This window comes from Pseudomonas sp. S44 (genome assembly GCF_016624805.1).
GTDB lineage: Bacteria > Pseudomonadota > Gammaproteobacteria > Pseudomonadales > Pseudomonadaceae > Aquipseudomonas > Aquipseudomonas machongensis.
The window spans coordinates 153936-177207 of sequence record NZ_JACVTY010000005.1; the positions used below are offsets into that span (position 1 = coordinate 153936).

Here is a 23272-nt window from a genome sequence, read left to right on the forward strand (position 1 = left end):
CTCATGCCGCCCTCCCCACCCGCGACCAGTCCAGCCGCCGGGTCAGCACCATGAACACGCCAAGCAAGCCAAAGCACAGCAGCGAGCCCATCAACAGCGCATAGTCCTCGGCGCTCAGCAGCCCGTAGAGCAGCCCATACAGCGCCGCCAACCCCGCCGCAAAACCCGCCCCGCGTACCGGGCTGTGCAGCACATGGCTCAAGTAAAAGCCGATCAGCAGCACGCAGGCCCCTGCCGACAAGCCATACGCCAGGCCAAAACCCAGGTGTTCCGACAGTGACAACAGCAACAGGTAGAACAGCGCCAGCGCCGCCCCCACCAGCACGTATTGCATCGGGTGCACGCTGAGGTTCTTCAACACCTCGAACAGGAAGAAGCCTGCAAAGGTCAGTGCGATGAACAGCAGCGCATACTTGATCGCACGCTCGCTCCTGAGGTACTGGTCCACCGGATCGACGAAGCTCACACCGAAGGTGCGCCCACTGAAATCCGCGCACTTGTCCGCACCGGCGCATTGGCGCAGCGCGTCTTCCAGGTTGGTGGCAAAGAACGAGGTCTGCCAGCGCGCGGTGAAACCCTGGGCATTGATCTCACGGCTGGCCGGCAAGTAGCTGCCGATGAAGCTCGGATGGGGCCAGTTGGCGTGCATCTCGACCCGGCTGCTGCGCCCCACTGGCAGCACATGGAGTTGTCCGGTGCCCTGCAACGCCAGGTCGAAGGCATAGCCGAACTCGCGGGCAGCCTGGCCATCCAGCCCCGGCAGGGTGACGTGCACTCCACCGGCCATCCAGTCCAGGCCGGTGCCTGCTTCGAACGGCAGGCGCTGATCGTCGAGGCTCAGTTCCAGGGCGTTCTCGATGCCACGGATATCGCTGATGCCCACCACCATGAACGGCTTGTCGAACCGGTAGTATTCGTAGTCCTTGTCGACGCCCCAGCGCTCAGGCAGCTTGAAGCGGCCACTGACACGGTTCCTGGCATGGAACAACCGCGCCTGGTAAATGCCGCGGGCGCGCAGTTCGGTATCGACCTGGCTGTCGACCTCGAAGGTTTCCGGCAGGAAGTACAGGTGGCCGCTGACGGTGCTGGTTTCCTGCACACTCTTGCCGTCCTTGTCGATCCAGCGGCGCTGGTACTTGCGGTACGGCACCACCAGCAGCGGTCCGCTGATCTGCTGGTCGAAGCTCGAACTCTGGGCGATGTCCTGCAGCACACCATCGCGCACGGCCTGACGTTCATCGATCAGGCCACTGATCATCAACAGAGGGATCAATAACAGCAGCATCAGCAGGACGATCATGCCGAGCTTGAAACTCAGGGGCTTGTTCATGGGGCTTTGGCTCCAGTTGTGATGGGCGCAGCTTGCGCCGCGCACATGGAGCCGATAGGGAGGGTTTGTGCAGATTGTGTGGAGATGACGAGGCGGACAGCAGGAATCAGCTCATGCGCCGCGCAGGCAGCCACAGCCTGACCCGCACCCCGCCCCCGACGTTATCCACCGCCAGCGCTCCGCCATGCAGTTGCATCACTTCCTCGACAAAGTTGAGCCCAAGCCCGGTGCTCTTGCGTCCGGTGCCTGGCCGCGGCAGGGAATAGAAGCGCTCGCTGACCCGCTCGATGGCGTAATCCGGAATCGCCTCCCCCTGGTTGAACAGGCTCAACGCGACCCGATCGCCGTCGTGCACCAGCTCGAACGACAAGGTGCCGCCTGCCGGCGTGAAGTCGAGTGCGTTGTCCACCAGGTTTGCCAGCGCCTGACGCAGCAGGAAGGGGTCGCACAGCAACAACACCCCGCCCGTCACCTGTTGCCTGATCTGCAACCCGGCACTGTCGATCCGCGCCGCATACCCGTGCAGCAACTCGTCGACCAGCGCAGCGAGCGGCACCTGCTGCTCGTCTTCCAGCGCCTGCATCTGCTCGACCCGCGCCAGGTTGAGCAAGCGCTCGATCATCTGCTGCAAACGCTCGCTCTCACGCTCGATATTGCCGGCAAAACGCGCCCGCTGCTCATCCGGCATCGGCCCCTGCAACAGCTCGGAAGCCCCACGAATCGCCGCCAGCGGGCTTTTCAGCTCATGGGTGAGGGTATGCACATAGCGCTCGACATACGCCTTGCCCTCCAACTGGGTGCGCATGCGCTCCACCGCCGTGGCCAGTTGCAGAAGTTCACCGCCCTTGTAGTGCGGCAGCGCCGCACGCTCGCCCTCACTCACCGCCTGGGCGTACCGGGTGAGACGGCGCAACGACCGCGCCAGCCACCAGGACAGCGCAGCGCCCACCAACAGCCCAAGCACGATCAACCCCAGGCCGAGCGTCAGCAAACGTTGCTCGGAGCGGTCGATATAGGGCTGTAGCGAACTGTTGGGCTTGGCCACCGTCACCACACCGATGACCTGGCCGTTGTCCATGATCGGTGCCGCCACATGCATCACCGAGGTGCTTTCGTCGTCCGGGTCGCTGCGGGTCGAACGCGCGCCATATTGACCGCGCAGGGTCAGGTAGACGTCGTTCCAGCGCGAGTAATCCTTGCCCAGGGCCTGGCCACTGGAGTCGAGCAGGACGATGCCCTTGGCGTCGGTGACATAGATACGGTGGCTGACCTGGTTTTTCGCCAGCCCCCAGATATCCGCACCTGGGCGGCGCTTCCCGTAGGATTCGAGTACTTGAGGCAGACGACTTTGCCCAAGCGTGCCGGCCTTGACGTCATCGTGAAGGATTTCTGCCAACAGGTTGGCGGTGTCCACCAGGGTTTCCTCGGAAGACTGGCGCACCACCGGGCGAATCTGTTCGCGCACGGTATTGAGCAGGAAGTAACCCGACAACCCGACGAACAGGAAGTACACCAGAAAGATCCGGATCCCCAGGCGCATCAGGCGTGATCCGGGCTGTAGCTATAGCCCAGGCCGCGATGGGTCTGGATCGGTTCGGCATCGCCAGACACCAGGCGCAACTTGGCGCGCAGGCTCTTGATGTGGCTGTCGATGGTTCGCTCGTAACCGGCATCTGAAGCCACGCCCAGCCCGTCGAGCAATTGCTCGCGGCTGAACACCCGACGGGGTTGCTCGAGCAGGCATTGCAGCAAGCGGAATTCATGGCGAGTAAGCGTCAGCGCCTGGCCACGATAGAGGATGCGCATCCCCAGCGTATCGACCTCGAACAGCTTCGCATCGACTGCCGTCTCGGCTCTGGGCGCCATGCGCTTGAGGATCGCCCGCACCCGCGCAGCCACCTCGCGCGGGCTGAACGGCTTGACCACATAGTCGTCGGCACCGATTTCCAAGCCTACGACCCGGTCGATCTCACCATCGCGGGCACTGAGGAACATCACCGGCACCTCGCTGAAGCGGCGCAGCTGGCGGCAGGTTTCGAAACCACTGATATCTGGCAGGCCGATGTCGAGGATGACCAGGTCGGCCGGGCGCTGGCGCATCTGTTCGAGCGCGGCGCTGCCCAGGGTCACCCAGGCGGTGCTATGGCCGTCGGCCTGGAGGGCATAGACCAGGGTGTCGGCGATGGCGGACTCGTCTTCGACGATGAGGATGTGGGGCATGGGTGAGGCTCTGAGGGCTGGTCGCCGATTGTCTGACCGGGCCCTGTCGCAGAACAAGCCCACTCGCACAATTGCAGGTTGACGCTGCACCTGCGGGAAGCGGGCTTGCCTGCGAGAGGCCAGGCCGGACGATCAGCAGTCCGGCTTGTCCGCCGTATACCGCCGTGCCGGGTTCACCGCCGCCTTGAACTCACGCAACGCCTTGGCGCCGATCAGCAGCGGGTAGTTGAAGTTGCTGCGGTCGGTCAGGTTGACCTCCACCGTACGCTTGACGTCACCCAGGCACAGCTCCAGGTCCACCACCGGGCGGCGGGCAGCCTCGGCCGGTTCGTCCTCGTCTTCCTCATCGCCTGAGCGGGCCTTGATCTTGCTGATGCGCGCCACCTTGTGTTCATAGACCTTGCCGTCGGCATCCTTGGTCGCCAGGCGGAAACGCACCCAGTCCTCGCCGTCGCGGGTGAAGGTCTCGATATCCTTGGCCGACAGCGATGCGGTCAGCGCGCCAGTATCCATCTTGGCCTTGAGGGTCTGGCCGATCTCGGGGAGCTTGATGTACTCGTAGCGGCCATAGAGTGTCGGCTCGGCGGCCATCACCGGCAACGCCAGCAGCGACAGGAGGGCAAGCAGTGGTTTCACGGGAAGCATTCCTTGAGATGAGACAGTGCTTAGACTACGCGGGGAGGATAGGTTCGTTGTCACAGCCTATCCAACATAATGTGAAACATTTGTACCTTCCATTGGGCACTGGACGTTTGGCGTAGGACGTTACCCTGCTTATCATTGCCAACCGCAAATCTCACACAACACTTTCATACAACAAGAGTCTCCTTATGCGTCGCCTGCTGACCGGCATCCTTACAACTGTCCTGCTGCTGCTCAACACCCTCGTGTTGATCTGCCCGCTGATGGTCTTCGCCCTGCTCAAGCTGGTGCTGCCCGGCCGTGGTCGCGACTATGCCTCCTGGGCGGTGATGTGGATCGCCGAGACCTGGTCGGAAATCGACAAGGCCATCTTCGCCCTGTGCATCCCCACGCAATGGGACATCCGCGGCATCGAGACGCTGAACGCGAACACCTCCTACCTGTGCGTCAGCAACCATCAGAGCTGGGTCGACATTCCCGCACTGATCGAAAGCCTCAACCGCCGTGTGCCGTTCTTCAAGTTCTTCCTCAAGAAGGAGCTGATCTGGGTACCGCTGCTGGGCCTGGCCTGGTGGGCGCTGGACTACCCCTTCATGAAGCGCTACAGCAAGGCCTTCCTCGACAAGCACCCCGAGCTCAAGGGCAAGGACCTGGAAATCACCAAGGCCGCCTGCGAGCTGTTCAAGCGCCAGCCGGTGACGGTGGTCAACTACCTCGAAGGCACGCGCTTCACCGAAGCCAAACGCGAACAGCAGCAATCGCCGTACCGCCACCTGCTCAAGCCCAAGGCCGGCGGCGTCGCCTTCGTGCTCGCCGCACTGGGCGAGCAACTCGACGCCCTGCTCGATGTGACCATCGTCTACCCCGGCAACAAGGCCCCAGGGTTCTGGGACCTGCTCAACGGCAGCATCAGCCGGGTCATCATCGACATCCGCGTGCGCGAGCTGGACCCGGCATTATGCGAAGGCGACTACGAGAGCGATCCGGCGTTTCGCCAGACCGTGCAGGCCTGGGTCAACCAGCTGTGGGAAGACAAGGATCAACGCATCGAGCAACTGCGCGCAGAGTTGCGCTGAGCCTGGCGTTGCGCGAAACCCGCAGCAGCGTCAGACCGATGGCACCGCTGTCGCCGGGCTGCCCCACAGGCTGCCCAGGTTCTGCAGCAACGAGCCGGCAATGCCCTGTTGCCCCAGATATTGCAGGATCAACGGCGCGAACTGGCCAATCATGCCGGTATCCATGCCCAGCGCCTTGAAGGCGTTATCCAGGTCGTTGCGATTCTCGACATTGCCCAGAGCATTGCTCAGCGCCGACGAGTGCTGGCTGTTCTGCCCCAGCAACTCGCCCAGCCCGTTGAGCCCGCCCAAGGCGTTGGCACCGGACAACAGGTCAAGACCGGGCACCGCCTTGGTCAACTGGCCATAGTCGTCATTGCTCAGGTTGTTGCGCGCAAGGCCCAGCATGGCGCCAGCGCCGCCGACAGCCTGTTCGGGGGTGATCTTCAGTTCGCTGCCCAAGGTATTGAGCAGATTGGCCTGGGCGGCCGGCGCCTGGACCTGGCCTTTCGGGGTCTGCATGGCCGAGACGGCGTTGGCGGCATCGTTGAGGTTGAAGGCGAACACCGGGCTTGCGGCCAGGGTCATCAGGGTTGCCAGGGTGAATGCTTTCATCGGAGGACCTCGTAGGCCGGGATGGCCTGGGAAACGAGGCGTTGGACTGGGGGGCTGGAGCTTTGTTCCGGGCCGGATGTCGGTAAGGGACGAACCCGCCCCCACAGGCAGTCACCCCACCTGTGGGAGCGGGCTCGTCCCGCGATTGGCCCGCAAAGCGACGCCAAAGGCCTCAGGCAGCGCTGAAGGTCCTGTGCGGATCGATCACGAATTTCTTCGGCACGCCCGCATCGAACTCGCCGTACCCTTCCGGCGCCTGGTCCAGGCTGATCACCTGAACACCGACCACTTCGGCAATATTGATCCGATCCCACATGATCGCCTGCATCAGCTGGCGGTTGTACTTCATGGTCGGGGTCTGGCCGGTGTGGAAGCTGTGCGACTTGGCCCAGCCCAGGCCGAAGCGGATGCTCAGCGCACCGATCTTCGCCGCCGCGTCCACCGCACCCGGATCTTCGGTCACGTACAGGCCCGGAATACCGATCTTGCCGGCCACACGGGTGACCTGCATCAGCGAGTTGAGCACGGTCGCCGGAGCCTCGTGCTTGGCGCCTTCATGGCCGTGGCCGCGGGCTTCGAAGCCTACTGCATCGACGGCGCAGTCCACTTCAGGCTCGCCGAGGATGTCGATGATCTGCTCGTGCAGCGGCGTGTCCTTGGACAGATCGACCACCTCGAAGCCCTGGGACTTGGCGTGGGCCAGGCGCAGCGGATTGAGGTCACCCACGATCACGCACGCGGCGCCCAGCAGGCGTGCCGAAGCGGCAGCGGCCAGGCCGACCGGGCCGGCGCCAGCCACGTAGACGGTGCTGCCCGGGCCGACGCCCGCGGTGACAGCGCCGTGGTAGCCGGTGGGCAGGATGTCGGACAGGCAGGTCAGGTCACGGATCTTCTCCATGGCCTTGTCGCGGTCGGGCAATTTCAGCAGGTTGAAGTCGGCGTACGGTACCAGCACGTATTCAGCCTGGCCGCCGGTCCAGTCACCCATGTCGACATAGCCGTAGGCACCGCCGGCACGGGCCGGGTTGACGGTCAGGCAGACGCCGGTATGCATCTCCTTGCAGGAACGGCAGCGCCCGCAAGCAACGTTGAACGGCACCGACACCAGGTCGCCGATCTTCAGGCGCTCGACATCACGGCCCAACTCGACGATTTCACCGGTGATTTCATGGCCGAGCACCAGGCCGACCTGAGCGGTGGTGCGGCCACGGACCATGTGCTGGTCGGAGCCGCAGATATTGGTGGAAACCACCTTGAGGATCACGCCGTGCTCGATCTTCTTGCCGCGCGGATCCTGCATCTTGGGGTAGTCGATCTTCTGCACCTCGACCTTGCCTGCGCCGAGATACACCACTCCACGATTACCAGACATGCTCTTACCTCGCTTGATTTGTATTTATGCAGCGGTGGTTGAAGCGCCGCCATCCTTGGGCGGCCTGTGTTACTGGAATGAGGGGAATTGTGGGCTTGATGGGGGATGTCGCAGTGACTGGATGCGACAGGGGGTTGTCTGTTTACGGCAGGTCGAAAGCGGTGATGCCATTCGCGGGCAAGCCCGCTCCTACAGGCACAGTGCCGTTCTCAGACACGCGATCCCCCGTAGGAGCGGGCTTGCCCGCGAAGAGGCCAGGGCAGGCGTCAGAGAACCACAGTCCGGTTGGCATTGAGGAACACCCGCCGCTCGATGTGATACCCCACCGCCCGCGCCAGGGTCAGGCATTCGATATCGCGCCCCTTGGCGATCAGATCTTCAGGATAGTGGCTGTGATCGACCACCTCGACGCCCTGGGCGATGATCGGCCCTTCGTCGAGGTCATTGTTGATGTAGTGCGCGGTCGCACCGACCATCTTCACACCCTTGTTGTACGCCTGGTGATAGGGCTTGGCGCCCTTGAACCCCGGCAGCAGCGAGTGATGGATGTTGATCGCCCAGCCATCCAGGCGCCGACACAGCTCTGGCGACAGCACCTGCATGTAGCGGGCGAGAATCACCAGTTCCGCGCCGGTTTCCTCGATCACCTTGAGCACCTTGCGCTCCTGGCCCGGCTTGTCGTTCGGATCGAGCGCGAAGTGGTAGTAGGGGATCTTGTGCCAGTGCGCCAGCGGCTCCAGGTCGGGGTGGTTGGAGATCACTGCGACCACCTCCATGCCCAGTTGGCCGATGCGCTGGCGATACAGCAGGTCGTTCAGGCAATGGTCGGCCTTGGACACCATGATCACCACCTTGGGGCGGTGATTGGGTGCAGTCAGCTCGAAGGCCATGCCAAACGCTTCGCTGCGCTCGGCGAATCCGGCACGGAAGGCATCTTCATCGAAACCCTCGGGTGCGCGGAATTCGACACGGATGAAGAAGCGCCCCGACAGTCGGTCATCGAAGGAGTGATGCTCGGTGACGTAGCAGCGCTGCTCGAAGAGATGACGCGTGACCACATCGACCGTGCCGAGCATGCTCGGGCAGTCGGCGGTGAGAATCCAGGTGTCCGGTGCCCGACTCATGATCTGCGCTCCTTATGCCTCGATGGCCAGGCCGTACTCGGCCGATGCGTCCTGCAGCCACAGCCACCAGTAGTCGGAGAAGCTGCGGCGGGTCACCAGCTCCCAGGTGTCTTCGGCAGTGCGACGGATCACCAGTTGCGACTTGGCGAACACGGTACCCACGGCCTTGCCGACCGGGAAGTTGTTCGGGTGTACATCATAGCTGGTGGATTTCATCAGCACGTCGCGCACGTTCGGGCCGCGCAGCTCGAGCAGGGTCTGCCCGCCACTGACATTGACCACCTGGACGTGCTGGCCTTCGAGGGCATCGCGCAGCTTCTGCTCGACGCTGAACTCCTGGCCGCCCGGGACGATCAGCAGCCATTCGTCGGGGCCCACCCACTGCAACGACATTTCACTGTTGGCGACCACCGTCAGCGCCACCGGCAGCTCCAGGCCCAGGGCCTTGTGCACGGCACCGGCGAACTGCGGGTCATGGCCGTCGCCACGAAGGGTCAGGTGACCGAGGAATTTCTTCTCGCGCAGGGTCACGCCTGCGTTGTTGCGGCCCTTTCCGACCAGGCTGGTCAGGTCTGCATGGTGCAGCGGCGATTGGGCCTTGGCATCACTGCCGGGGTTCTGCTGGAAGACGTTGATAGCGCTCATTTCTTACCTGCCTTGAATTCTTGTGCGACGCGACCCGAGACCCTGTGGGAGCGGGCTTGCCCGCGAAGAGTGCGGTGAATGCACCATCGCATTCGCGGGCGAGCCCGCTCCCACAGGGACCTCATTCCAACCAGGAGTACTGGCTGGGCCTCAAACGTTCTGCCGCTCACCCTTCGGATCGAAGAACACCGAAGACACGATCTCTGCCTCGATCACGCTGCCATCGGCCTGTGGCGAATAGACCCGCTCGCCGAGGCGCTTGAGGCCACCCTTGACCACGCCCATGGCAAACGAATAGCCCAGGGAGTTGGCCTTGTAGCTGGAGGTGACGTGACCGACCATGTCCATCGGGATTGGCTGCTTGGGATCGAATACCAGCTGGGCGCCTTCAGGCAGCCACACGTTCGGGTCGACAGGCTTGAGGCCAACCAGTTGCTTGCGGTTCTCGCGGGTGGTGTCCTCGCGGTTCATGCCGCGCAGGCCAATCCACGAGTACGGCTTGTTGCGGCCCACGCACCAGCTCATGTTGAGGTCGTCCGGAGTCATCGAGCCGTCGGTGTCCTGGCCGACGATGATGAAACCCTTCTCGGCGCGCAGCACGTGCATGGTCTCGGTGCCATACGGCGTGAGGTTGTACTGCTTGCCCGCCTCGATGATCTTTTCCAGCACGCCCATGGCGTAGTTGGCCTGGACGTTGACCTCGTACGACAGCTCGCCGGTGAACGAGATACGGAACACCCGCGCCGGTACACCACCGACGTTGCCTTCCTTCCAGCTCATGAACGGGAAGGCGTCCTTGTCCAGGTCGATGTCGCTGATCTGCTCCAGCAGCTTGCGGCTGTTGGGGCCGGACAGGGTCATGGTCGCCCAGTGGTCGGTGACCGAGGTGAAATACACCTTCAGCTCCGGCCATTCGGTCTGGTGATACAGCTCCAGCCACTGCAGCACACGGGCGGCACCGCCAGTGGTGGTGGTCATGATGAAGTGGTTGTCGCCGACGCAGGCGGTCACGCCGTCGTCGAAGACCATCCCGTCTTCCTTGCACATCAGGCCGTAGCGGGCCTTGCCCACATCGAGCTTGGTCCAGGCGTTGGTATAAACGCGGTTGAGGAACTCGCGCGCATCCGGGCCCTGGATATCGATCTTGCCGAGCGTGGAGGCATCGAGCAGGCCCACGCTGTCACGCACTGCCTTGCACTCACGTGCCACGGCGGCGTGAATGTCTTCGCCAGGCTTGGGGAAGTACCACGGGCGCTTCCACTGGCCGACATCCTCGAACTCGGCGTTGTTCTTCACGTGCCAGGCGTGCAGCGCGGTGAAGCGCACCGGCTCGAACAGGTGGCCACAATGACGGCCCGCCACCGCGCCGAACGTGACCGGCGTGTAGTTGGGGCGGAACATGGTGGTACCCATTTCCGGAATGGTGATACCCAGCGAGCGGGCGGCGATGGCCAGGCCGTTGATGTTGCCCAGCTTGCCCTGGTCGGTACCGAAGCCCAGCGCGGTGTAGCGCTTGACGTGCTCGACCGACTCGAAGCCTTCGCGGGTGGCCAGCTCGATGGCGGCCGCAGTGACGTCGTTCTGCTGGTCGACGAACTGTTTCGGCGCGCGCGCAGTGCCCTTGTCGTGCGGCACCTGGAACAGCGCCACAGTGGCCTCTTCCTTGCGTTGCAGGGCCTTGGGCAGGTTGCCGACGCTGGCCTTGAAGCCGGCCTCGGTGGCGGCGCGAGCACCCCCTTCGAAGCCATCGGCGAGGGTGTCGCCCAGCGCATAGACGCCGTTCACGCCACCGACGCACACGCGCTTCTGCGGCGCGTCGCCCGGCACGAAGCCGAGGATATCGTCACGCCAGACCGGGCGTCCGCCCAGGTGCGAAGCCAGGTGCACCACCGGGCTGTAGCCCCCGGAGGTGGCCACCAGGTCGCATTCGAGCCATTCGCCAGGGCTGGTGACCTTGTGCGCAGGCACATCGATGGCCGCCACACGGGCACCGGTGACGTGCTTGCCGCCACGGGCTTCGATCACTGCACTGGAGGTGAGGATGCGGATGCCCTTGGCACGCGCCTCCTCGACCAACGAACCGCGAGGATTGTGGCGCGCATCGGCGATGGCGATCACCTGCAGGCCGGCATCGTGCCAGTCCAGGGCGGTGCGGTAGGCGTGATCGTTGTTGGTCGACAGCACCAGCTTGCGGCCCGGCGCCACGCCATAACGGCGCACATAGGTGGAAACCGCTCCGGCCAGCATGTTGCCCGGCAGGTCGTTGTTGCCGTACACCAGCGGACGCTCGTGGGCGCCGGTGGCCAGCACCACACGCTTGGCCCGCACACGGTGCACGCGCTGGCGTACCTGGCCGATCGGCGCGCGATCGCCGAGGTGATCGGTGAGGCGCTCGTGGATGGTCAGGAAGTTATGGTCGTGATAACCGTTGACCGTGCTGCGCGGCAGCAGGGTGACTTCCGCCAGCCCCTGCAGCTCGGCAAGGGTCGCAGCCACCCAGTCGGCGGCCGGCTTGCCATCGAGGGTCTCGCGGCTGTCGAGCAGGCTGCCGCCGAACTCTTCCTGTTCGTCGGCCAGGATCACCCGCGCACCGCTACGGCCAGCCGCCAGTGCGGCGGCCAGGCCTGCCGGGCCCGCGCCGACGATCAGCACGTCGCAGTGCTGGTTCATGTAGTCGTAGCTGTCCGGGTCGTTCTGCAGCGGTGCACGGCCCAGGCCCGCCGCCTTGCGGATGTACTTCTCGTAGGTCATCCAGAACGACTTGGGATACATGAAGGTCTTGTAGTAGAACCCCGGCGGCATCATGTTGCCGCCGACCTTGCCAATGATGCCCATGACGTCGTTGTTGACGTTCGGCCAGCCGTTGGTACTGCTGGCCACCAGGCCCGAATACAGCGCCTGCTGGGTGGCACGCACGTTGGGGATCTGGGTGGCTTCGCTGGAGCCGATCTGCAGGATGGCGTTCGGCTCTTCGGTACCGGCGGCGATGATCCCGCGTGGGCGCGAATACTTGAAGCTGCGCCCGACGATCTCGACACCGTTGGCCAACAGCGCGGCGGCCAGGGTATCGCCGGCATAACCCTGGTAGGTCTTGCCGTTGAAGGTAAAGTTCAGAACCTTGCTGCGGTCGATGCGACCGCCGCTGGCGAGGCGATAGACCTGGCTCATACTTTTTCTCCCTGGCCCTTGGCGGTCGCCGGTGCGGCGCTTTGTCTGGATGCGGCGGTCACCTGAGGTTTCTCACCGATCTTGTAGGTTTCGAGAATCTCGTAGGTCACCGTGTCGCGGGTCACGTTGAAGTACTGGCGGCAACCTGCGACGTGGTCCCACAGCTCATGGTGGATACCGCGCGGGTTGTCGCGGAAGAACATGTAGGTACCCCACTCTTCGTCGGAGCAGGCGTTCGGGTCCAGAGGGCGGGCGATGTGCGCCTGGCCTGAAGCGTGGAATTCTTCTTCGGAGCGCAGCTCGCCGCAGTGGGGACAGAAGATTTGCAACATGACGATTGTCTCCGGGTCAGTGGGCGACGGCAGCAGCGCCGTGTTCGTCGATCAGCGCGCCGTTGTAGAAACGGTCGATGGAGAAAGGCGCGGCCAGCGGGTGCATCTCGCCCTTGGCCAGGCTCGCCGCAAAGACGTTGCCCGAACCTGGCGTGGCCTTGAAGCCGCCCGTGCCCCAACCGCAGTTGAAGAACATGTTCTTGACCGGAGTCTTGGAGATGATCGGGCAGGCATCCGGGGTGGTGTCGACGATGCCGCCCCACTGACGGTTCATGCGCACGCGCGACAGGATCGGGAACATCTCGACGATCGCCTGCAGGGTATGTTCGATGATCGGGTACGAGCCACGCTGGCCATAACCGACCCAGCCGTCGATGCCGGCACCGATCACCAGGTCGCCTTTGTCGGACTGGCTGATGTAGCCGTGCACGGCGTTGGACATGATCACCGAGTCGATGATCGGCTTGATCGGCTCCGATACCAGTGCCTGCAAGGGGTGCGACTCCAGCGGCAGGCGGAAGCCAGCCAGCTTGGCCATGTGCCCGGAGTTACCGGCGGTGACCACGCCGACGCGCTTGGCACCGATGAAACCCTTGTTGGTTTCCACGCCGATCACTGCACCGTTCTCCTTGCGGAAACCAATGACTTCGGTCTGCTGTATCAGGTCCACACCCAGGGCATCGGCAGCCCGGGCGAAACCCCAGGCGACCGCATCGTGACGGGCTACGCCGCCGCGACGCTGCACGGTGGCGCCCAGAATGGGGTAACGGGTGTTCTTCGAGCAGTCCAGGTACGGGATCTCGGCTGCGACCTGGTCGGTGAGGATCAGCTCGCCATCGACCCCATTGAGGCGGTTGGCGTTGACCCGGCGCTCGGAATCACGGATGTCCTGCAGGGTATGGCACAGGTTGTAGACGCCGCGCTGGGAGAACATCACGTTGTAGTTGATGTCCTGCGACAGGCCCTCCCAGAGCTTCATGGCATGCTCGTAGAGGTGCGCGGACTCATCCCACAGGTAGTTGGAACGCACGATGGTGGTGTTGCGCGCGGTGTTGCCACCACCCAGGTAACCCTTCTCGACCACCGCGACGTTGGTAATGCCATGTTCCTTGGCCAGGTAGTAGGCCGTGGCCAGGCCATGACCACCGCCGCCAACGATGACCACGTCGTAGACCTTCTTGGGAGTTGGCGTGCGCCACATGCGCTGCCAGTTCTCGTGGTGGCTGAGGGAGTGCTTGAGGAGGCCGAAGCCCGAATAGCGTTGCATGGTGTTCTACTCCACTCAGCGGTAGACCGGGAAGTCGGCGCACAGGGCGGCGACGTTCTTGGCGACATCGGCTTCGACGTCGGCGTCGCCCAGGTTGTCCAGCACATCGCAGATCCAGCCAGCCAGCGCCACGCACTGGGCAACCTTGAAGCCGCGGGTGGTGACGGCCGGGGTACCGATGCGCAGGCCCGAGGTGACGAACGGCGACTGCGGATCGTTGGGCACGGCGTTCTTGTTGACGGTGATGTGAGCGCGGCCGAGGGCGGCGTCGGCATCCTTGCCGGTCAGGCCCTGGCGAATCAGGCTGACCAGGAACAGGTGATTGTCGGTGCCGCCGGAGACCACGTCGTAGCCACGCTCGATGAACACCTGGGCCATGGCCTGGGCATTCTCGATGACCTGCTTCTGGTAGCTCTTGAACTCGGGCTCCAGCGCCTCCTTGAAGCACACCGCCTTGGCGGCGATCACGTGCATCAGCGGGCCGCCCTGGGCGCCGGGGAACACCGCGGCGTTGAGCTTCTTCTCGATCTCTTCGTTGGACTTGGCCAGGATCAGGCCGCCACGCGGGCCGCGCAGGGTCTTGTGGGTGGTGGTGGTGACCACGTCGGCGAAAGGAATCGGATTCGGGTACAGGCCCGCAGCGACCAGGCCGGCAACGTGGGCCATGTCGACGAACAGCAGCGCACCGACTTTATCGGCGATCTGGCGGAAGCGTGGGAAATCGAGGGTTTTCGAGTAGGCCGAGAAACCTGCGACGATCATCTTCGGCTTGTGCTCGACGGCGAGGCGCTCGACTTCGTCGTAGTCGATCAGGCCGGTATTGGTGTCGATTCCGTATTGAACGGCGTTGTAAAGCTTACCCGAGGACGACACCTTGGCGCCGTGGGTGAGGTGGCCGCCGTGGGCCAGGCTCATGCCCAGAATGGTGTCACCGGCCTGCAGCAGGGCGAGGTAGACCGCACTGTTGGCCGAGGAGCCGGAGTGCGGCTGGACGTTGGCGTAATCAGCGCCGAACAGCTGCTTGGCGCGCTCGATGGCCAGTGCCTCGACCTTGTCGACGTGCTCGCAACCACCGTAGTAGCGCTTGCCCGGATAGCCTTCGGCGTACTTGTTGGTCAGGCCGCTGCCCTGGGCCTGCATCACGCGCTTGCTGGTGTAGTTCTCCGAGGCGATCAGCTCGATGTGATCTTCCTGGCGCTGTTCCTCGGCATTCATCGCCGCCAGCAGTGCATCGTCGTAACCCTGGATCTGGTCTTGCTTGCTGAACATCGTGTTTCTCCCGGCAGCGATCGCTTCTTGTCTGATGAGGGTCTTCTCACCCTTTGCAGCGATGGTATGACTGGGCCGGAGGGCACAGATGCCTGCGCGCGCCTTGCAATGGCGCGTTTACGACATTGTGGTGCAGGTACCGTGTTGCCCACTGTAGGAGCGGGCTCGCCCGCGAAGAGGCCGGTACTGACACCCCACACCGGCCTGTATAGGCAACTGCTGAATCGATGGTTTAGAGTGCTGCCTTGCGTCGTAAAAAGGACAGGCGTCATGACCGATAACAACCAACAATTCGCCAGCGACAACTATTCCGGCATCTGCCCCGAAGCCTGGGCGGCGATGGAAAAGGCCAACCAGGGCCATGAGCGCGCCTACGGCGACGATCAGTGGACCGAACGCGCCTCGGAATACTTCCGCAAGCTGTTCGAGACCGACTGCGAGGTGTTCTTCGCCTTCAACGGCACCGCCGCCAACTCCCTGGCCCTGGCCTCGCTGTGCCAGAGCTACCACAGCGTGATCTGCTCCGAGACCGCCCACGTCGAAACCGACGAATGCGGCGCGCCTGAGTTCTTTTCCAACGGCTCCAAGCTGCTGACCGCACGCAGCGTCAACGGCAAGCTGACCCCGGACTCGATCCGCGAGGTCGCGCTCAAACGCCAGGACATCCACTATCCGAAGCCGCGCGTGGTCACCATCACCCAGGCCACCGAAGTCGGCAGCGTGTATCGCCCCGACGAGCTCAAGGCGATCAGCGCCACCTGCAAGGAACTGGGCCTGAACCTGCACATGGACGGCGCACGCTTCTCCAACGCCTGTGCGTTCCTCGGCTGTTCGCCGGCGGAGCTGACCTGGAAGGCGGGCGTCGATGTACTGTGCTTCGGGGGCACCAAGAACGGCATGGCGGTGGGCGAGGCGATCCTGTTCTTCAACCGCGAACTGGCCGAAGACTTCGACTATCGCTGCAAGCAGGCCGGGCAACTGGCCTCGAAGATGCGCTTTTTGTCGGCGCCCTGGGTCGGGCTGCTGGAAGACGGCGCCTGGTTGCGTCACGCACAACATGCCAACCATTGCGCGCAATTACTGGCTTCGCTGGTCCGTGATCTGCCGGGTGTCGAACTGATGTTCCCGGTGGAAGCCAACGGGGTGTTCCTGCAACTGCCGGAGTTCGCCATCGAGGCCCTGCGTAACAAGGGCTGGCGCTTCTATACCTTCATTGGCAGCGGCGGCGCACGCTTCATGTGCTCATGGGATACCCAGGAAGCACGCGTGCGAGAGCTGGCGGCGGATATCCGCGCGATCATCGGCGGCTGAGCAAGAGGGCTCGCGGCGGGAGCGGGCTTTTCCGCTCCCACGCAGAACGCGTCAGCTCAAGATCATCAGCAGGACAGTCGTCCTGCCTAGAGCCTGGTTCAGGCCTCGCCAATGGTCCGGGCGATAGCGTCCACCGCAGCATCCACCTTCGCCTGGGTGCGCTCCAGCGTCTGCGCGTGCTCGCGCTGCAGTTCGATCTGCTTGGAGCACAGGTTCAAAGCTGCCAGCACCAGCAACTTGTCGCCGATCAATGTGGGGTAGTTGCGCTTGGTCTCGGCCAGAGCGACGTTGAGCATGCGCACGGCCTGCGAGAGCGTCTCTTCCTGGCCCTCGGGCGCCTTCAGCGAGTAGTCGGTGCCGAGAATGTTCACCACATTGATCGGCTGCGCTTGCAGTCTCATGCGCCTACGACACCTGCACTGGCACGCTCGACCAGCGCCTGGATACGTGCGGCGGTAGCGCCGTGCTTCTCTTCCTGCTCCATCAGCGACAGCTGCAGGGTCTCGTTCTCTTCCTTGGCCTGGGCCAGTTCCTGGTCGAGCTTCTGGTTCTGCTCGGTCAGTTGCGCGTTCTTGTGCATCAGGTCGCCGACCAGTTGCTCCAGTTGATTCAGGGATGCTTCCAACATGCGTCTATCTCGGTTGTTGCAAAGGGCGCACACGATAAAGAAAAGCTCGCGCCCCCGCCATTAAAAATCAGGTAAGGAAGGGTGTGTTCCGGCAGATTGACAGGCTTGCGGGCACCTTGTTCCGGCCTGGGTCAACCGCCTGTCAGGAAGAGCGAGTGTAAATCCTCGTTTAGCCCCCCGTTGCCTAAAGACTCGTGCGTCCCGACCGATAGGCAGGTAGGTCAAATTCCTTCGCATGGACGCGAGCCTTCCCTCCGGATCTCGACGTCATGTCCCTACGCAATCTGAATATCGCCCCACGCGCCCTGCTCGGCTTTTCCCTGATCGGTGTGCTGATGCTTAGCCTGGGTATTTTTTCACTCATCCAGATGGGCAACATCCGGCAGGCGGGCATCATCATCGAGCAGGTCAATGTCCCGAGTATCAAGCTGCTGGACGAAATGACCGCGCTCAACCTGCGTCTGCGCACCCTGTCCTATCGCCTGCTGGTCAACCGGGAATCCCAGGCCGATACCATTCGCCTGATGGACGAACGCAACGCCCAGATCGACAAGGCCCGCAGCGCCTACGCGCCACTGATCGCCGAGCCTGAGGAACAGGCCGCATTCGACCAGTTCGGCCAGTTGCTGACACAGTACCGCCAGCTCGAAGCGCGCATGCGCAGCCTGAGCCAGGCCGGCCAGCTCGACCCTATGCGCGAGATGCTCAACCGCGACCTGCTGGCCAACTCGGACCAGATCAACAAGGCCATGGAACACCTGCTGCAGATCAACACCGCGCAGACGCGCAAGACCAACGAGGAAGCCGCACGCCAGTACGACAGTGCCTTCATGCTGGTGATCGGCCTGCTGGTCGCTGCCACGGTGCTCACACTGCTGTTCGCCCTGATCCTGACTCGCAGTATCGTGCGTCCGATCGACGACGCCCTGCGCGCCGCCGAGCAGATCGCCGAAGGCGACCTCACCCAACACGTCACCACCGACGGCACCGACGAAGCCGCTCGTCTGCTGCAGGCCATGGCCAAGATGCAGACCAAGCTGCGCGACACCCTGCAACTGATCGCAGGCTCTGCCACCCAGCTCGCCTCGGCCGCCGAGGAGCTCAACAGCGTCACCGACGAAAGCGCGCGCGGCCTTGCCCAGCAGAACAACGAGATCCAGCAGGCAGCGACTGCGGTTACCGAGATGACCAGCGCTGTCGAAGAGGTCGCACGCAATGCCGTCAGCACCTCGGAGGCCTCGGGTGAAGCCAGCCGCTCCGCTGGCGATGGCCGCGACCTGGTGATCGAGACGGTCGGCGCCATCGAGCGCATGAGCAGCGACGTGCAGACCACCGCCAGGCTGATCGAGGACCTGGCCGGGCAGTCCCGCGATATCGGCAAGGTGCTGGACGTGATCCGCGGCCTGGCCGACCAGACCAACCTGCTGGCACTCAACGCCGCCATCGAAGCGGCACGTGCCGGTGAAGCTGGACGGGGCTTCGCGGTGGTAGCCGACGAGGTGCGGGCATTGGCCCACCGCACCCAGCAGTCGACCAGCGAGATCGAGCGGATGATCGGCAGCATCCAGGGCGGCACCGAGCATGCGGTGGAATCGATGCGCACCAGTACCGATCGAGCCGAATCGACCCTGAACATCGCTCGCGGCGCTGGCCTTGCATTGGACACCATCACCAGCGCCGTGGCGCAGATCAACGAGCGCAACCTGGTGATCGCCAGCGCCGCCGAGGAGCAGGCCCAGGTGGCCCGCGAGGTGGACCGCAACCTGGTGAACATCAATGACCTGTCGGTGCAGAGCGCGACCGGCGCACATCAGACCAGCATGGCCAGCGCCGAGCTGTCACGTCTGGCGGTGGATCTGAACGGGTTGGTGGCGCGGTTCAGGACCTGAACACGCAAATCCTGCAGCAGCAACTGTCTTGTTCAAAACCTGAAGGCCAGCCCAATCCCCTGTGGGAGCGGCGGTTCGGCGCCCCGACTTGTCCCGCGAACACGGGCGTAGCCCGTGCCAGGCAGCAGCGGTTCGCCGCACCGACAGGTACGGTGCAACGGATCAATACTCGATCCTCACATCACCCTTGGGCACGCTGCAGCATGACAGGATGTACCCTTCGGCTTCGTCTTCCTCGGTGATCCCGCCGTTGTGGTCCATCTCCACCTCACCGCCGAGCTTGAGCACCTTGCAGGTGCCGCAGATGCCCATGCCGCAAGCCTTGGGGATCATCAGCCCGACCTTCGCCGCCGCCGCGTGCACCGTCTCGCCCGGGGCGATGCGGATGCTCTTCTCGCTGCCGACGAACTCCACCAGGTTGAGGTCGGCCACATCCACTTCCGGCGCCTCGGCGGCCGCTTCGGCGTGCTCGACCGCATCGGCCTTGGCCTCGGCCGGCGTCGCACCGAACGATTCCTCGTGGTAGTTCTTCATGTCGAAGCCGACCGCTTCGAGCATGCGCTTGACCGCGTTCATGTAGGGCGTCGGGCCACAGCAGAAGATCACCCGCTCGAGATAGTCCGGCGCGATAAGCTCCATCAGCCGTTGGTTCAGGTAACCGCGATAGCCCGCCCAGGGCTCGCCCAGGCCGTGCTTCTCGCAAATGATGTGCAGGCTGAAGTTGGGAATGCGCGAGGCCATGTGTTCCAGCTCGCGGTGATAGATGATGTCCTTGGGTGAGCGGGCGCTGTGCACGAACACCATGTCGACGTTGGCGTTGGTGTCGTAGAACCAGCGCGCCATGGACATCACCGGGGTGATGCCGACGCCGCCGGAAAGGTACAGCGCCTTCGCGGCCGGGAAGTCGATGGCGTTGAACAAACCGACCGGGCCGTGTACGGGAAGCTCTGCGCCCTCGTGCATGGTGTCGTGGAGGAAGTTCGACACCAGCCCGCCAGGCACGCGCTTGACCGTGATCGAGAAGCTGTAGGGGACTGAAGGCGAGCTGGAGATGGTGTAGGAACGCATCACCGGCTTGCCTTCGATCTCCAGCTCCAGCGTCACGAACTGGCCCGGCTTGAAGAAGAACATGATTGGCTGGTCGGCCATGAAGCAGAAGGTGCGCACGTCCCAGGTCTCCTGGATGACCTTGACGCAGCGCACGATGTGGCGGCCGTTGGCCCAGGTCTGGGTGGTGACCGGATTGAGGAAGGTTTCGGACATGTTCTTCTCCAGCAGCCGACTATCGGCCTTCTTATGGCTGCGATAATGCGCAACGCCGAGACGTCGCACATTCCCATCCGCGACATCGGCGTGCTTATCGCGACCAGCCCCGAGGTACAAGGGCTGGCGCGTCGGAATTCGATTCGGCCATGTCGCCCATGGATATGGTTCGCGAACGGCGCGAACGCACACTCCTCGGCAAATAGAACCGCTGTTCTTTCGCTGACAGCCTTGCGCCAACCACAACAACGATTAGCCACCTTTCGCCGGCCGACAACGGCCTTGAGGATATAACGATGGACGTCACCGCAACCCTGAGCCTGGGCGATCCACTGGAACCTGCACGCAAGGCCACCGCCGAGATGCTGCAGACCCGCGAGCGGACCTACTCGCTGCCGCAGCCGTTCTACTGCGACGAGCGCCTGTTCCAGATCGACATGCAGGAGATCTTCCACAAGGAGTGGCTGATCGCGGGAATGACCTGCGAGATTCCGGCGAAAGGCAACTACCTGACCCTGCAGATCGGCAAGAACCCGGTGATCGTGATTCGCGGCACCGAAGGCAAGGTCCACGCCTTCCACAACGTCTGCCGCCACCGCGGTTCGCGCCTGTGCGTCAGCGACAAGGGCAAGGTGGCCAAGCTGGTCTGCCCATACCACCAGTGGACCTACGAGCTCGACGGCCGCCTGCTGTTCGCCGGCACCGAGATGGGCGCCGACTTCGACATGAACCAGTACGGCCTCAAGCCGATCAACGTGAAGACCGCTGGCGGCTACATCTTCATCAGCCTGGCGGAAAATCCGCCGGCCATCGACGAGTTCCTCGCCACGCTCGACCACTACATGGAACCGTACGACATGGAGAACGCCAAGGTGGCCGTGCAGACCACCTTGATGGAAAAGGCCAACTGGAAGCTGGTCCTGGAAAACAACCGCGAGTGCTACCACTGCAACGGTTCGCACCCGGAATTGCTCAAGACCCTGCTGGAGTGGGACGACACCAACGACCCGCGCGCCGACCAGGCGTTCAAGGACCACGTCGCCGCCTCCGCCGCTGCGTGGGAAGCCGAGAAGATCCCATATCTGCACAAGAGCCATGGCCTGCGTAACCGCATCGTGCGCATGCCGCTGCTCAAGGGCACGGTATCGATGACCATGGACGGCAAGCAGGCGTGCAAGAAGCTCATGGGCCGCATCAAGAACCCCGACCTGGGTTCGATGCGCATCCTGCACCTGCCGCACTCCTGGAACCACTGCATGGGCGACCACATGATCGTCTTCACGGTGTGGCCGATCAGCGCCCAGGAAACCATGGTCACCACCAAGTGGCTGGTGCACAAGGATGCCGTCGAGGGCGTCGATTACGATCCCGAGCAGATGCGCAAGGTGTGGGATGCCACCAACGACCAGGATCGCCGCCTGGCCGAAGAGAACCAGCGCGGGATCAACTCCACCGCCTACCAGCCGGGCCCGTACTCCAAGACCTACGAGTTCGGTGTGGTCAACTTCATCGACTGGTACAGCAACCGCGTCCTGGCCAACCTGGGTGCAGAGCCCGCGCCATACCTGAAGGAAGTCAAGGTTCAGTAAGCCTTCACGGAGGGTGATAAACGCCACGGCCGAGTGATCGGCCGTGGCGTTTTACATTGCAATCCAGAGGAACTGAACATGTTATCCACAGATTTGTTCAGATGTGTTGTGGACAGGTCTCGAGCACCTGCAGAAAGCCGATTGATCATTAATTGATCAAATCTTTACAAGCCTTAGATTCAAAGGCCTGCAGGCAATATCGAACACCTTGTCCACAGATACGCCAACAGATTTTGTGGGCACATGCGGATCTGTTGGAAAAGTGCTGTGGATAATGGCTTAGGAGCCTTATCAATCATGATCTTGAGAGCGATCATCGAGGTTTTGATCAATTATTGATCATTACCTTGCAGGCCAATGAAATCAGGGCATCTAGCGGTTGCCCAACATATTATCCACAGAGCCGCCAACAGTGATTGTGGGAAACATCATGGGAATGACCCGTGATTGCCACGGGCGATTCACGAAGCGCGCTGTATGTTTTTTGATCAACCATCTACAGGCATTGATATCAAAGGGCTGTAGAGAAGCGCGAACACTTTATTCACAGGGTCGCGAACAGATTTGGTGGGCAACTCTCGTCTTGGTGAAGACCGGACGTTCGGCGGGTGCGGTACCTCTAGGGGCAATGTCTTGTTCAAAGTCTAAAGACCAGCCCAATCCCTGTGGGAGCGGCGGTTCGCCGCTGCGACTTGTCCCGCGAACGGGCGTAGCCCGTGCCAGGCAGTGCAGTGTTCTTTTCGCGGGCAAGCCCGCTCCTACAAGCCCCAACCAGTCAGCGCAACACGCCTTCCTCCACCAACAACTTGAGGATCGCCTCGGCGCCCTCCTGTGGAGAAACATCCTTGAGCACCTTGCCGCCGCCACCGCTGGCCTTGGCCGTGGCCGCCTTCATCCGGTCGGCACCGCTCTTGGCCTTGATCACCTTGAGCCGCTTGGGCCGCGGGCGGGCAGGCTGCAAGGCGTCGCCTTCGAGCAACTGATCCTCCACCACCGCCACGTTACGCGCTGCCAGCACACCCCGCCGTGCAGGGCCAAAGGCGCTCTGGCGCGGCTTGGGCGCCGCGTTATCCACAGTCGCCAGCAACGGCAGGCGCACCTTCAACCGGCGTCGTTGACCGCGCGGCAAGGCTTGCAGGACCTGGGCGGTGCCATTCTCGATCGACTCCACCTCGGCCAGGCCCACCACCAACGGCCAGCCCAGCCGCTCGGCCAGCAGAAATGGCAACATGCCCGAGCCTTCACCCGTCTCGGCCTGGCTGCCGGTGAGCACCAACTGGGCACCGGCATCGCGCAGGTAATCCCCCAGTACCCCCAGCACATCGGCCCCCGCAGGCTGCTCGAGGACATCCAGATGCTCCAGGCCCATACCCAGATAGGCGCGCAGGGCCTCTTCGCGCGGGTCGCCGGCATGCACCACCTGCAAGTTATCCCCAGCCAGTTGCAAGCCCAATTCGACAGCGCGTGCATCCTGCTCGGCGCGGCGGGCGCGGCCAGAGCTGGGGTGGGCACCGATGGAAACCAGGCTGATGACTTTCGTACTCATGCTCGTG

General features: G+C 63.2%; 20 protein-coding genes and 1 pseudogene. 5 read left to right on the plus strand and 16 right to left on the minus strand.

Going from position 1 to position 23272, the window contains the following annotated elements:
• Position 1 precedes the first annotated feature (1 nt).
• The 4 genes from creD to rloA2 all read right to left on the minus strand — a co-directional run bounded on the left by creD (position 2) and on the right by rloA2 (position 4186).
• Positions 2-1330: a cell envelope integrity protein CreD gene (gene creD / locus IAE40_RS06760; protein WP_200602895.1), complete on the minus strand. Its 1329-nt coding sequence runs from the start codon at positions 1328-1330 to the stop codon at positions 2-4.
• A 106-nt stretch (positions 1331-1436) separates the two neighbouring features.
• Positions 1437-2870 (minus strand): two-component system sensor histidine kinase CreC, encoded by a 1434-nt coding sequence (creC, locus tag IAE40_RS06765; RefSeq protein ID WP_200602896.1) that lies wholly within the window; start codon positions 2868-2870, stop codon positions 1437-1439.
• Positions 2870-3550 (minus strand): two-component system response regulator CreB, encoded by a 681-nt coding sequence (gene creB / locus IAE40_RS06770; RefSeq protein ID WP_112897147.1) that lies wholly within the window; start codon positions 3548-3550, stop codon positions 2870-2872. Before creB ends, creC begins: the two co-directional genes overlap by 1 nt.
• Before the next feature lie 132 nt (positions 3551-3682).
• Positions 3683-4186 (minus strand): retropepsin-like aspartic peptidase RloA2, encoded by a 504-nt coding sequence (gene rloA2, locus IAE40_RS06775; protein WP_054892157.1) that lies wholly within the window; start codon positions 4184-4186, stop codon positions 3683-3685.
• Between the two features lie 194 nt (positions 4187-4380).
• Here rloA2 and IAE40_RS06780 point away from each other — a divergent pair, with 194 nt between their 5' ends.
• On the plus strand, positions 4381-5268 hold the full coding sequence (locus tag IAE40_RS06780; protein WP_200602897.1) for an acyltransferase: 888 nt from the start codon (positions 4381-4383) through the stop codon (positions 5266-5268).
• A gap of 30 nt (positions 5269-5298) precedes the next feature.
• Here IAE40_RS06780 and IAE40_RS06785 read toward each other — a convergent pair whose 3' ends face one another.
• The 8 genes from IAE40_RS06785 to IAE40_RS06820 all read right to left on the minus strand — a co-directional run bounded on the left by IAE40_RS06785 (position 5299) and on the right by IAE40_RS06820 (position 15039).
• Positions 5299-5862: a DUF2780 domain-containing protein gene (locus IAE40_RS06785; RefSeq protein WP_197889774.1), complete on the minus strand. Its 564-nt coding sequence runs from the start codon at positions 5860-5862 to the stop codon at positions 5299-5301.
• Between the two features lie 172 nt (positions 5863-6034).
• Positions 6035-7234, minus strand: coding sequence for a formaldehyde dehydrogenase, glutathione-independent (gene fdhA / locus IAE40_RS06790; protein WP_054892154.1), 1200 nt, complete (start codon positions 7232-7234; stop codon positions 6035-6037).
• A 266-nt stretch (positions 7235-7500) separates the two neighbouring features.
• Positions 7501-8358, minus strand: coding sequence for a formyltetrahydrofolate deformylase (gene purU / locus IAE40_RS06795; protein ID WP_197889773.1), 858 nt, complete (start codon positions 8356-8358; stop codon positions 7501-7503).
• 12 nt (positions 8359-8370) lie between these two features.
• Positions 8371-9003 (minus strand): sarcosine oxidase subunit gamma, encoded by a 633-nt coding sequence (locus IAE40_RS06800; protein WP_200602898.1) that lies wholly within the window; start codon positions 9001-9003, stop codon positions 8371-8373.
• A gap of 150 nt (positions 9004-9153) precedes the next feature.
• Entirely contained in the window at positions 9154-12171 is a 3018-nt protein-coding gene (locus IAE40_RS06805; protein WP_200602899.1) for a sarcosine oxidase subunit alpha, read from the minus strand.
• Entirely contained in the window at positions 12168-12503 is a 336-nt protein-coding gene (locus tag IAE40_RS06810; RefSeq protein ID WP_054892150.1) for a sarcosine oxidase subunit delta, read from the minus strand. The genes IAE40_RS06805 and IAE40_RS06810 overlap by 4 nt, the downstream gene beginning before the upstream one ends.
• A gap of 16 nt (positions 12504-12519) precedes the next feature.
• Positions 12520-13770 (minus strand): sarcosine oxidase subunit beta family protein, encoded by a 1251-nt coding sequence (locus IAE40_RS06815; protein WP_054892149.1) that lies wholly within the window; start codon positions 13768-13770, stop codon positions 12520-12522.
• 15 nt (positions 13771-13785) lie between these two features.
• Positions 13786-15039 (minus strand): serine hydroxymethyltransferase, encoded by a 1254-nt coding sequence (locus IAE40_RS06820; RefSeq protein ID WP_054892148.1) that lies wholly within the window; start codon positions 15037-15039, stop codon positions 13786-13788.
• Between the two features lie 270 nt (positions 15040-15309).
• Here IAE40_RS06820 and IAE40_RS06825 point away from each other — a divergent pair, with 270 nt between their 5' ends.
• Positions 15310-16350, plus strand: coding sequence for a threonine aldolase family protein (locus IAE40_RS06825; protein ID WP_153772438.1), 1041 nt, complete (start codon positions 15310-15312; stop codon positions 16348-16350).
• Positions 16351-16448: 98 nt separating this feature from the next.
• On the opposite strand, the gene IAE40_RS06830 is transcribed toward IAE40_RS06825, so the two are convergent.
• Together IAE40_RS06830 and IAE40_RS06835 are read right to left on the minus strand one after the other, a co-directional pair.
• Positions 16449-16751: a cell division protein ZapA gene (locus tag IAE40_RS06830; RefSeq protein ID WP_054892146.1), complete on the minus strand. Its 303-nt coding sequence runs from the start codon at positions 16749-16751 to the stop codon at positions 16449-16451.
• Complete coding sequence (locus tag IAE40_RS06835) at positions 16748-16978, minus strand: hypothetical protein (RefSeq protein WP_054892145.1); 231 nt, start codon at positions 16976-16978, stop codon at positions 16748-16750. Before IAE40_RS06835 ends, IAE40_RS06830 begins: the two co-directional genes overlap by 4 nt.
• A gap of 269 nt (positions 16979-17247) precedes the next feature.
• Between IAE40_RS06835 and IAE40_RS26025 the strand changes: the two are divergent.
• Positions 17248-18012, plus strand: a pseudogene (locus IAE40_RS26025) (MCP four helix bundle domain-containing protein); the annotation flags it as partial.
• Positions 18004-18867, plus strand: coding sequence for a methyl-accepting chemotaxis protein (locus IAE40_RS26030; RefSeq protein ID WP_442797383.1), 864 nt, complete (start codon positions 18004-18006; stop codon positions 18865-18867). The pseudogene IAE40_RS26025 and the gene IAE40_RS26030, both read left to right, overlap by 9 nt.
• A 162-nt stretch (positions 18868-19029) precedes the next feature.
• Here the strand turns inward: IAE40_RS26030 and gbcB are convergent, their stop codons facing one another.
• Positions 19030-20130, minus strand: a complete 1101-nt coding sequence (gbcB, locus tag IAE40_RS06845) for a glycine-betaine demethylase subunit GbcB (RefSeq protein ID WP_054892143.1) — start codon at positions 20128-20130, stop codon at positions 19030-19032.
• 296 nt (positions 20131-20426) lie between these two features.
• Here gbcB and gbcA point away from each other — a divergent pair, with 296 nt between their 5' ends.
• On the plus strand, positions 20427-21719 hold the full coding sequence (gene gbcA, locus IAE40_RS06850) for a glycine-betaine demethylase subunit GbcA (protein ID WP_054892142.1): 1293 nt from the start codon (positions 20427-20429) through the stop codon (positions 21717-21719).
• Positions 21720-22494: 775 nt separating this feature from the next.
• On the opposite strand, the gene etfB is transcribed toward gbcA, so the two are convergent.
• The gene (gene etfB, locus IAE40_RS06855; RefSeq protein WP_054892141.1) at positions 22495-23265 is read right to left on the minus strand and encodes an electron transfer flavoprotein subunit beta; all 771 of its coding nucleotides are present in this window, start codon (positions 23263-23265) and stop codon (positions 22495-22497) included.
• Between the last annotated feature and the right edge of the window lie 7 nt (positions 23266-23272).

Excerpts from the sequence above, each read along its gene's own strand:
- creD (WP_200602895.1), bottom strand. The coding sequence starts at position 1,330 with ATGAACAAGCCCCTGAGTTTCAAGCTCGGCATGATCGTCCTGCTGATG.
- creC (WP_200602896.1), bottom strand. The coding sequence starts at position 2,870 with ATGCGCCTGGGGATCCGGATCTTTCTGGTGTACTTCCTGTTCGTCGGG.
- creB (WP_112897147.1), bottom strand. The coding sequence starts at position 3,550 with ATGCCCCACATCCTCATCGTCGAAGACGAGTCCGCCATCGCCGACACC.
- IAE40_RS06780 (WP_200602897.1), top strand. The coding sequence starts at position 4,381 with ATGCGTCGCCTGCTGACCGGCATCCTTACAACTGTCCTGCTGCTGCTC.
- IAE40_RS06785 (WP_197889774.1), bottom strand. The coding sequence starts at position 5,862 with ATGAAAGCATTCACCCTGGCAACCCTGATGACCCTGGCCGCAAGCCCG.
- fdhA (WP_054892154.1), bottom strand. The coding sequence starts at position 7,234 with ATGTCTGGTAATCGTGGAGTGGTGTATCTCGGCGCAGGCAAGGTCGAG.
- purU (WP_197889773.1), bottom strand. The coding sequence starts at position 8,358 with ATGAGTCGGGCACCGGACACCTGGATTCTCACCGCCGACTGCCCGAGC.
- IAE40_RS06800 (WP_200602898.1), bottom strand. The coding sequence starts at position 9,003 with ATGAGCGCTATCAACGTCTTCCAGCAGAACCCCGGCAGTGATGCCAAG.
- IAE40_RS06805 (WP_200602899.1), bottom strand. The coding sequence starts at position 12,171 with ATGAGCCAGGTCTATCGCCTCGCCAGCGGCGGTCGCATCGACCGCAGC.
- IAE40_RS06810 (WP_054892150.1), bottom strand. The coding sequence starts at position 12,503 with ATGTTGCAAATCTTCTGTCCCCACTGCGGCGAGCTGCGCTCCGAAGAA.
- IAE40_RS06815 (WP_054892149.1), bottom strand. The coding sequence starts at position 13,770 with ATGCAACGCTATTCGGGCTTCGGCCTCCTCAAGCACTCCCTCAGCCAC.
- IAE40_RS06820 (WP_054892148.1), bottom strand. The coding sequence starts at position 15,039 with ATGTTCAGCAAGCAAGACCAGATCCAGGGTTACGACGATGCACTGCTG.
- IAE40_RS06825 (WP_153772438.1), top strand. The coding sequence starts at position 15,310 with ATGACCGATAACAACCAACAATTCGCCAGCGACAACTATTCCGGCATC.
- IAE40_RS06830 (WP_054892146.1), bottom strand. The coding sequence starts at position 16,751 with ATGAGACTGCAAGCGCAGCCGATCAATGTGGTGAACATTCTCGGCACC.
- IAE40_RS06835 (WP_054892145.1), bottom strand. The coding sequence starts at position 16,978 with ATGTTGGAAGCATCCCTGAATCAACTGGAGCAACTGGTCGGCGACCTG.
- IAE40_RS26030 (WP_442797383.1), top strand. The coding sequence starts at position 18,004 with ATGCAGACCAAGCTGCGCGACACCCTGCAACTGATCGCAGGCTCTGCC.
- gbcB (WP_054892143.1), bottom strand. The coding sequence starts at position 20,130 with ATGTCCGAAACCTTCCTCAATCCGGTCACCACCCAGACCTGGGCCAAC.
- gbcA (WP_054892142.1), top strand. The coding sequence starts at position 20,427 with ATGGACGTCACCGCAACCCTGAGCCTGGGCGATCCACTGGAACCTGCA.
- etfB (WP_054892141.1), bottom strand. The coding sequence starts at position 23,265 with ATGAGTACGAAAGTCATCAGCCTGGTTTCCATCGGTGCCCACCCCAGC.